This is a genomic window from Paenibacillus alginolyticus DSM 5050 = NBRC 15375, from assembly GCF_000422905.1.
GTDB lineage: Bacteria > Bacillota > Bacilli > Paenibacillales > NBRC-103111 > Paenibacillus_E > Paenibacillus_E alginolyticus.
In genome coordinates this window covers 19,541-29,243 of record NZ_AUGY01000098.1, presented here as the reverse complement: position 1 = coordinate 29,243, position 9,703 = coordinate 19,541, and the positions used below count along the sequence as shown (strand labels likewise).

Annotated in this window: 9 protein-coding genes; all 9 read left to right on the top strand. The window is 49.0% G+C overall.

Annotated elements, in window-relative coordinates:
* The first annotated feature begins 406 nt into the window (after positions 1-406).
* Positions 407-970 (top strand): chromate transporter, encoded by a 564-nt coding sequence (locus G519_RS0131405; protein ID WP_051253852.1) that lies wholly within the window; start codon positions 407-409, stop codon positions 968-970.
* Positions 967-1,500 carry a chromate transporter gene (locus G519_RS0131400; protein WP_029198027.1) on the top strand — a complete coding sequence of 178 codons (534 nt, stop codon included), beginning with the start codon at positions 967-969 and terminating at the stop codon, positions 1,498-1,500. The genes G519_RS0131405 and G519_RS0131400 overlap by 4 nt, the downstream gene beginning before the upstream one ends.
* 356 nt (positions 1,501-1,856) lie before the next feature.
* Entirely contained in the window at positions 1,857-3,362 is a 1,506-nt protein-coding gene (locus G519_RS0131395) for an ABC transporter ATP-binding protein (RefSeq protein WP_036634465.1), read from the top strand.
* Between the two features lie 41 nt (positions 3,363-3,403).
* Positions 3,404-4,480: an ABC transporter permease gene (locus G519_RS0131390; protein WP_409372027.1), complete on the top strand. Its 1,077-nt coding sequence runs from the start codon at positions 3,404-3,406 to the stop codon at positions 4,478-4,480.
* A 51-nt stretch (positions 4,481-4,531) separates the two neighbouring features.
* A complete protein-coding gene (locus G519_RS0131385; protein WP_029198024.1) occupies positions 4,532-5,461 on the top strand; it encodes an ABC transporter permease in 930 nt (309 codons plus the stop codon).
* A gap of 29 nt (positions 5,462-5,490) precedes the next feature.
* Positions 5,491-5,976 carry a nucleoside deaminase gene (locus G519_RS0131380; RefSeq protein WP_029198023.1) on the top strand — a complete coding sequence of 162 codons (486 nt, stop codon included), beginning with the start codon at positions 5,491-5,493 and terminating at the stop codon, positions 5,974-5,976.
* Between the two features lie 461 nt (positions 5,977-6,437).
* Entirely contained in the window at positions 6,438-7,907 is a 1,470-nt protein-coding gene (pucL, locus tag G519_RS0131370; RefSeq protein WP_084160427.1) for a factor-independent urate hydroxylase, read from the top strand.
* On the top strand, positions 7,904-8,260 hold the full coding sequence (gene uraH, locus G519_RS0131365) for a hydroxyisourate hydrolase (RefSeq protein WP_029198020.1): 357 nt from the start codon (positions 7,904-7,906) through the stop codon (positions 8,258-8,260). Before pucL ends, uraH begins: the two co-directional genes overlap by 4 nt.
* Before the next feature lie 48 nt (positions 8,261-8,308).
* Positions 8,309-9,703, top strand: coding sequence for an allantoinase (locus G519_RS45430; RefSeq protein WP_036634460.1), 1,395 nt, complete (start codon positions 8,309-8,311; stop codon positions 9,701-9,703).

Below are 9,703 nucleotides of genomic sequence, written 5' to 3'. Positions count from 1 at the left end.
TAGGTCTTGCAGGGAAAACAGGCTTTGCTGCCGAATCAAATACATTAGGAGAACTCCCTTCTCTTCTAGTGTTTGGTGGTACTTACACTTTCGATTAGATGGGGAGGTTCTCCTTTTTGCATCCGCCAGAAACCCTTATCTGGCGTGGGTTTTGAATTGTGAAACTTACTCCTAGAGACTCTAAATTAGCTCAAAGCAACCCACACTAAGCACTATCCGCCGATTTAAACAATTTAAAGCCAAGTCCCAAGAATACGAGGAATCTTTGTCATTTTTACAAAGATGAGAAAAGAATCGAATGAATCCTTTCAACTTATATTACAATAAAGCTTAGTTTAATTTGTTGTTGATGGCGCTACAGAGACAGGAGTGATACATAGTGGGGAATGTCTATGTTCAGATAGGTATGGCGATGTTTCGGACGGGGATATTGGGATATGGCGGTGGGCCGTCGATTGTGCCGTTGATACGGTATGAGGCGGTGACGCGTTTTCAGTGGATGAAGGATGAGGAATTCATGGAGGTGCTAGCGATAGCAAATACGCTGCCGGGACCGATAGCGACGAAGCTTGCGGGCTATTTGGGATATCGTCTCAAAGGGGGATGGGGAGCGGCGATTGGTGTTTTGGCTCACATCGTTCCTACCTGTGTAGCCATGGTGGGGTTGTATTCGTTCATTAATTTCTTTAGTACTTCTCAAGTGATTAAAGGCATGATAGCAGCGGTTGTGCCTATTGTGGCGGTTATGCTAGGCGTGATGGCGTATGAGTTCGGGGAGAAGGCGGTTAAAGGTTTGGGCTGGGCGGCAGGTCTCACATTTTTTGTTATTTCGTTCTTGCTGCTGCAGACTTTCTCTGTGCATCCGGCTATCGTTATTTTTATGTTTTTACTATATGGCGCTTTTCATCATAAGCTAAAGGACAAGTGGAACAAGAACAAGAAGCAGCTTAGTAAAGGTGAGGGCGTATGAGTGAGTGGTGGCATTTACTTGTTAGTTTCTTTCTCGCTAATGTATTCGGATACGGAGGTGGCCCCTCGTCGATCCCGCTCATGTATCAAGAGATTGTTCCGAATCATGCTTGGATGACTAGCAGTCAATTCTCGAACATGCTAGCTCTGGGGAATGCGCTGCCTGGACCGATTGCTACGAAAATTGCCGCGTATGTCGGCTTTCAAATAGGTGGTTGGGTAGGTGTTCTAATTGCCGTGGCTGCAACTGTGGTTCCTTCCATAATTGCACTCATCATTTTGCTGAATATCCTGCAGAAGTATAAGCAATCTCCGGTAATCAAAGGAATGACGCTGCTTGTGCAACCTGTTATCGCGATCATGATGGTGTTGGTCACTTGGAGCAGCATGGTGGAATCAACGAAAACGATAGGATACTTGCAGTTTATTGGCATTGCCGCAGTTGCTTTCTATCTCATTCAAAAGAGGAAGATTCACCCTGCGTTTGTGATTGTGGCTGGTTTCGTTTATGGTGGTATATTTCTTTCGTAATTCATTGGCATTGCATGGCTTAAGGGGCAACTTCGTTAAAGGAGGTGCTCCTTTTTGAATTCTACGTGAGTTAATTTGACACTAATTTTGGTGATGAGCACAAATAAATGTTTGTTTTTCGTTAGATACCCAAAATTGATGTCATGTTAATTGACGGGCTGGTTAACTCAACCTTATAGTGAGGTAAGATACATAGCAATTCACTTTCCAAAAGTATGGACTTATGAGATATCCAAGATATTGTTTACAGAAACAGCAGATCCCAAAATGGGAGATGCTGTTTTGAATATACAGGGGTGTGTAAAGGACGAGAAGGAGGAGGCTCATTGCTTAAAACGGAGGGTTATTCTGTTGAGATGAACCAGATCGTCAAGCAGTTTGGTTCTGTCGTGGCTAATCATCATGTTGATTTCCGGGCAAAAGCTGGAGAGATTCATGCGTTGTTAGGTGAGAATGGAGCCGGTAAAAGCACAATGATGTGCATGCTCTCGGGTGTATATCGCCCAACAAGCGGAGAGATTCTTATCCACGGTGAGAAGGTGCGGATTCGTTCCCCGAAGGATGCGATGAATCTAGGGGTTGGCATGGTCTTTCAGAATTTTCGACTTGTTCAAACGTTAACTGCGGCGGAGAACATTGTTCTTGGGGAGTCGTCTTCGTTCTGGCGCGGTCCACGATGGCTCACTAAGAAGTCCGAGGAGATCGAGGCAATCTCCAAGCATTTTGGTCTACCGTTTCCGGTGGACCGGCCCATATGGCAGCTGTCCGTCGGGGAACAGCAGCGTGTTGAAATTGTGAAGACGCTCTATCGTGGAGCGGATTTAATTATTTTGGATGAACCTACCTCGGTGTTGACACCAGGTGAGGTAGATCAGTTGTTTGAGACGCTGAATCGCATGAAAAATGAAGGGAAGACCGTCATTATGACGACGCATAAACTCAAGGAGGTCATGTTTGCAGCGGATCGCATTTCGGTCATGCGTAAAGGCGAGATGATCGCAACGATGGCGAAGTCAGAAACGAGTGAGAGGGATCTGGCGCAGTTAATGGTCGGCAAGGAGAACCTTGAAAGCCGCACGTTTGTTAGAGAGAAACCGCAAGGAAAGCCGATGCTTGTGGTGGGTGGTTTGGATGTGTATGCGGATCATGGACGCAAGGTGCTGGATGGGCTTCATTTTCAAGTATGTGAAGGTGAGATTGTTGGTGTTGCCGGTGTGTCAGGGAACGGGCAGAAAGAGCTTGCCGAGGTGTTAACGGGACTTCGCGTCTGGAAACAAGGCGATGTACATTTTGGGGGCAAGGCGTTGCGTAACGGTTCGGTGCGCGCGGCCATTGAGCTGGGCATTGCCCATGTGCCGGAAAACCGCATGAAGAGCGGTCTAGCAGGCAGTTTGGGCACTGTAGACAACCTGCTTTTCAAAACGTATCGTTCTCCGGAACGATCACGTTTCGGTTTACTTCGTACTGGGAGCAATCGAAGCTGGTCGCAGAAGCTTGTTGAGCTTTTTGAGGTGAGGACATCGGGGATTGATGCACCTGTTCAATATATGTCTGGGGGGAATCAGCAGAAGCTGCTTTTTGCCAGGGAAATTGATCAAGATCCGAAGCTGATGGTCGCTGTGCATCCAACGCAGGGGCTAGATGTGGGTGCCACTGAGGGGGTGCACCAATTATTAGAGGAATTGCGCAGCAAGGGGAGTTCAGTACTCCTAGTATCTGAAGATTTGGATGAGGTGCTGCAGCTAGCTGACCGAATACTGGTCATGTACGACGGACGCATCGTGGGCAATATTCCCCGAGAAGAAGCGAGCCGTGAATATATCGGGATGCTGATGGCGGGGTCAGAGGAGGATGCAGGGTGAGCGAACAACAAACGGCAGGGACCATTCCGATAGAAAATAAAATGCCTAAACGAGAAGCTAGTTTCCGTTTGCCTTACCGTTTTGAGATTGATCCTGCAGGACCAGCGAGTCCGTGGTGGGTGACGATTGTATCCATCGTCTTGGCGCTTGTGGCCTGTGGTATTTTTATAGCTTTGAATGGCATGAATCCGTTTATGGTGTATGCCAAAATGTTGAAAGGTGCTTTCGATTCTTCCTTTGGCATTACAGAAACCCTTGTGAAGGCGATTCCGCTGCTGCTTTGCGGTCTTGGCGTGTCGATTGCGTACCGGATTTCGGTATGGAATATCGGTGCCGAGGGGCAGTTTTTGGCTGGAGCGATGGCGGCTACCGCGGTTACGGTTTATTTTCCACAGCTGCCAATGTACATTTCGATTCCATCTATGGTCGCGGCGAGCATCGTAGCTGGTGGGGTCTGGGGATTGCTGACGGCGATTCCTAGGACCTATTTTCAAGTTAATGAACTAATTACATCTTTAATGTTGAATTATGTGGCTCTTCTTGCTTTAAATTATGCGGTATTCAGTCCATGGAAAGATCCGAAAGGCTTTAACTTCCCAGGAACCCCGATGTTCACCGCGGCGCAGTCATTGCCTGCTTTTGGAGCTACCCGACTTCATTTCGGGATCGTTTTTGCTATTATTGCCGTGCTGCTCTATGCCTTTATGATCCGATATACGCGTTGGGGTTATGAGCTGCGACTCATTGGTGCTAATGCAGAAGCTGCACGGAATGCAGGAATTCGAATTTCCAGACATGTTCTCGTTGTTATGATCATAAGCGGCGGAGTGGCTGGATTAGCGGGAATGAGCGAAGTTTCCGGTGTGGCGCACCGACTTATGTATGGCATTTCGCCAGGGTATGGGTACACAGCTATTATTGTGGCTTGGCTTGCGAAGCTGAATCCGGCAGGGCTGGTGATATCATCGGTGCTGTTCGGAGGGCTCATTGCGGGAGGATACAGTGTGCAGACGATCGGCCTTCCCTCATCGACCTCATCTATGATTCAAGGGGCTATCCTATTTTTTCTCATTGCAGGCGGTATGGCCGGGAAAATCCGCATTCGCCGCAATAGGTGATAGGTGAGCTTGAGCTTGGATTGAAATTATGTTGAAAGGGGAGGGAATGTCGTGGATATCGTCACACAATTAATTGTTTCCGCTATCTCTTCCGGTACGCCGCTGCTCTTAGCTGTATTGGGTGGAATTCTTATTGAAAGATCCGGCGTCACACAACTGGGTGCGGAAGGGCTTATGTTAATGGGGGCAGTGACATCCTGTCTGGTCTTCATTCAAACCGGGAGCTTGCCGCTGACCCTCCTTTGTGTACTTGCAGTGGGCGGTGTTCTGGGTATGCTTCATGGATTTCTATGTGTAACCCTGCATGCCAATCAGGTCGTAAGTGGTCTAGCGATGACGATATTCGGCGCAGGTCTTAGTGCTTATCTAGGAAAGCGTGTTAGCGGTATCCCACTACCCGGAGCAGTACCGAAGCTAGATTTGCTATGGCTGGAGAGTGTGCCTTTTGTTGGGAAGGTTTTTGCGCACCTGGATCTTTTTACTTGGTTCAGCTTTGTGCTGGTTATTGTTATGCATCTGTTCATTCACCGCACATCATGGGGGCTGCATCTCAGAGCGGTCGGGGATAACCCGGCAACAGCGGATGTAATGGGCATTCCCGTTATCGCGATCCGGTACGTTTGTATCATTATCGGCTCTATGTTGATCGGTCTTGGAGGTGCTGATTTGCTGCTCGTGTACACGCCAACTTGGAACGAAGGCATGACCTCTGGACGCGGTTGGATTGCGGTGGCGCTCATTATTTTCGCGAGATGGAATCCGGTTCGTGCATTGGTGTGCGCTTATTTCTTCGGTGTGTTGGATACGCTAGGGTTCCGCGTGCAGCTTATTGGCAGTCATATCCCTTCTTATTTTCTGAAAATGATTCCGTACATCGTGACCATTCTGGTTCTGATGTTCCTCGGCTGGCGAAATCGAAATAAGCCTTCAGGCGCTCCTGAAGCTTTAGGCGTTCCCTACATCAGGGAGCAAAGATTTTAAAAAGAATTTAGGTCATTGGAGGAAGCAAGATGAGCGAGTATGCGAGCCACATTCCCTTTTTAAAAAGATGTGTAGAGTTATCTGTGTTGGCCAGAAAATCTGGTAACGCGCCTTTCGGAGCGTTGCTGGTGGGGCTGACCGGGGAGATCTTGCTGGAGCATGGAAATGTTGAAATTACGCAATCGAACTGCACGGGGCACGCAGAAACTATGTTGATGGAGGTTGCCTCGAAAAGATACAGTAAGAAAGAGCTATGGGCATGTACGTTGTATACTTCTACCGAACCATGTGCCATGTGCTCGGGCGCCATCTATTGGGGGAACGTGGGACGTGTCGTCTATGGCATTTCAGAAACACGATTAGCTGAGCTTACAGGAGATGATGAACAGAATCCAACGTTGGACTTACCCTGTCGGGTGGTATTTGCCAGAGGAAATAAGCCGATTGAAGTTATCGGCCCTATTCCTGAGATAGAGGCGGAAGCTGTAGCAGCGCACGAGGGGTATTGGTTATAAAAATAGTGAGCCACTGGGGATGTTTCTGATTCCTGGTGGCTTTTTTGTTATTTTGCTGGAGCTGAGGGGGGGCATAACTCTAAAATTTGATTTTTTAGAGTTGTTCAGCAACTTCTTTATGGGAGATGGGCGGTAGTTGGTAACCAATGTTGTAATTTCTGCAACAACGAGGTGAGAGAGATGAGGACAGGGGTGTTGTTGTTGTACATTTTGCCACAACGAAGGGTAGGGGCGGGGATCAGGGGACAGAGGGCATATCCGTTAGCGGATGCTGAGGCATAAACATCGATTGAGAATCCATGAGGTGCCGATTTTTTGCAAATATACAAAAAAAGTTGCTGATGTTATGAAAGTTTACAAACTTCTTTCATATAAATTGACCCATAGGGATGGCGCATTTACAATGAAACAAATCTTGATGAAGAATGGTTGGATTTTCATAGAAATAGAGGTGATGGGTAGTGAAGCTGACGCTGCATAAAGTGAATGAATTGAATCAGGAAGATTTCATCGAAATGTTCGGCCCTCTATTTGAACTCTCACCTTGGGTGGCAGAGCGTGCATGGAGCTCGCGGCCTTTTGCAATGGAGCAGGATTTGATCAATGCCTTGGAACGAGAGGTTTGGGGTGCTGATCGGGTGGAGCAGCTAGCGCTGCTTAGAGCGCATCCAGACTTAGGGACACGAGTGCGGATGACGGATCATTCTGTGCAGGAGCAGTCCGGCGCCGGTCTTGACCAGTTAACAGCTGAAGAATATGAACAGTTTCTTGGACTTAACAAGCAGTATACAGATGCTTTTGCGTTTCCTTTTATCATGGCGGTTAAGGGCCAGACCAAAGAGACCATTCGAGAAGCGATTCGCACTCGGATACAGCGAGATAAGGAAGAAGAGCTAGGGAAAGCACTGCAGGAGGTTTGTAAAATTGGGCGGTTCCGCCTAGAGGCACTGTTAGTCAATGAAGCGGAGGCGAAAGCGATGAAGCAAGCGAACGGATCAGAGAGAACCATGTACTACGGCAAAGGTGATGTATGGGTGTATCGTTCTTATGCGAAGCCGCTGACGAAGTTGACGTTAATACCGGAATCTGGGTTCACCGGACGAGATAATGTGCTGTTTGGGATGAATATCAAGGTGGCGGTTAGTGGAGAGAAGTTTTTTACTTCTTTCACGGAGGGGGACAACCGGGTGCTTGTTGCCACGGATTCTATGAAGAATTTCATCCTACGCAAAGCTGGAGAGTATGAAGGCGCTACTGCGGAAGGGTTTCTGGAGTTCGCCGGTCGCCACTTTCTAGAGAAGTACCCACAGATGACAGGTGTGAAAATGACAGCAGATCAAGTATCTTTTGAAGTGCTGCCGGTTCCTGGCGCAAATGGATTTGACGCTAGTGATCTTGTTTACCGTTATTCGCAAAATGAACATCCAACCGCGCTGGTTGAAGTCGTGCGCACGGATGAGGGGATTGCTATCCTAGATCATGCAGGCGGCGTTGCTGACTTGAAGCTGATTAAAGTAAAAGGAAGTTCCTTCGCGGGCTTCGTTCGAGATGAGTATACGACGCTTCCGGAATCTTTTGACCGTCCTTTATTTATTTTCTTAGATATTGCTTGGAGTTATGAAGAAGTGGCAGATGCACTGGACTCTGACCGCGGTCGCTATGTGGCTGCTGAGCAAATTCGGGATATAGCGCATACCGTATTCCATGAACAGCATTCACCTTCGATTCAAAATCTCATCTATCGAATCGGGCAGCGCTCGCTCACTCGTTTTCCTCAATTAAAAGAAATTCGCTTTGAATCTAATAATCGGACGTGGGAAACGATCCTGGAGCAAGCTTCCATTGGTGAAGGTAAGGTGTTTACAGAGCCTAGACCGCCGTATGGTTTCCAAGGCTTTTCCATGACAAAGAGTGACCTGGAGGGCCTATGAGCGCTGGCTTAACATCGCACGTACTGGACATTAGCAGTGGACGACCGGCTAGTGGAGTGAGGATTGAGTTGTTTCGTCTGCAAGACGGGCGCTCAGATCTGCTTCGCTCGGAAGTAACGAATGCGGATGGTCGCCTTCAGGGGCCGATGCTAAGCGGGGACGATTTTATACCGGGAATTTATGAGCTTGTCTTTCATATAGGCGACTATTTCAGAGGAATTGGCATTGAGCTTGCAGAGCCTGCATTTCTGGATGAAGTACCGGTTCGGTTTGGCATATCGGCCAAAGATGCTCATTATCATGTGCCGCTGCTGATCGCGCCATGGGGGTATAACACATATCGAGGAAGCTAAAGCTGGCAGGAAGGCTGCAGCATAAATGACTCCGAGGGAGGGTTTCGTATGACTAACCAATTTGACCTCGTAATTCGGAAGGGTACCGTAGTCCTGAGAGAGGAAGTACGCCAGTTAGACATCGGTATTCAAGGTGGCAAAATTGCTGCGCTTGGCGAAAACCTCGCATACTCGGAGGATACACCTGTCTATGATGCGGAGCATTTGCACATTATGCCGGGGATGGTTGATGCGCATGTTCATTTCAATGAACCGGCACTCGGGCACTGGGAAGGTTTTGCTACCGGATCAGCGGCACTTGCGGCTGGCGGATGCACGACCTACATCGACATGCCGCTGAATGGCGTGCCTCCAACGGTTCGGCTAAGTGCGCTTAAGCGGAAACTGGAAGCGGCTGAAGGACATTCCTTGGTCGATTATGCACTTTGGGGTGGACTTGTACCAGGGAATGTAGGCAATCTTCAAGAGCTGGCGGAAGCAGGTGTCATTGGATTTAAGGCGTTCATGTCTTGTCCAGGAGGAGAAGGGGCAGATATTTTCACTGAGGTAGACGACCTGACCCTCCACGAAGGGATGAAAGAAATTGCCCGTTTGGGGCTAGTGCTCGCGCTGCATGCCGAAAGTGAGGAAATCGTATCCAAGCTGGCTGCGCAGGTACTTGCGGAAGGTAGACGCGGGGCGCTGGATTTCGTCGCGACGAGACCGATTGCAGCGGAGCTGGAAGCGGTGAATCGCGCACTGTTCTACGCCGAGAAGACGGGCTGCAAGCTGCACTTCGTGCATATTAGCAGCGCGGAAGCTGTGCAGGCCATCACGGAGGCGAAGACCAAAGGGCTGGACGTCACGGTGGAAACGTGTCCGCATTATTTAGTGCTAACTAGCACCGATTTGGAGCGGCTAGGTCCGGTTGCCAAATGTGCGCCTCCGCTGCGCACATCGCAAGATCAAGCTCAGCTGTGGGCGGCGCTGGCATCTGGGCAGTTGGACATCCTCGCCTCGGATCACTCGCCTTGCCCAACTCCTATGAAGCAAGGGGATTTCTTCGAGGCGTGGGGCGGGATATCCAGCGCGCAAAGCTCGCTGGAGCTTATGCTGGACGAAGGCCACCTGCGTAGAGAGGTGCCTCTGCCTATGATATCGCGGATGCTGTCCCTTGAGCCAGCCAAGCGTTTTGGGCTGCATCCCCGCAAAGGTGAAATCACTTTAGGTGCGGATGCTGATTTTGCTCTAGTGGATATGAAGTTGAGCTACTCACTTCAGGGGAGTGATTTATTTTACCGCCATAAACATAGTCCCTATGTAGGAAAAGAGTTCGGATGTCGGGTAAGGGCTACCTTCTTACGAGGTACTAAAGTATATGAGTTAGGCGAAGGGGTAGTGGAGAAAGCGGACGGGATTTGGTTGCGCCACGCAGCCGTGATCGGAGGTGAGGAAGGTGGCTAA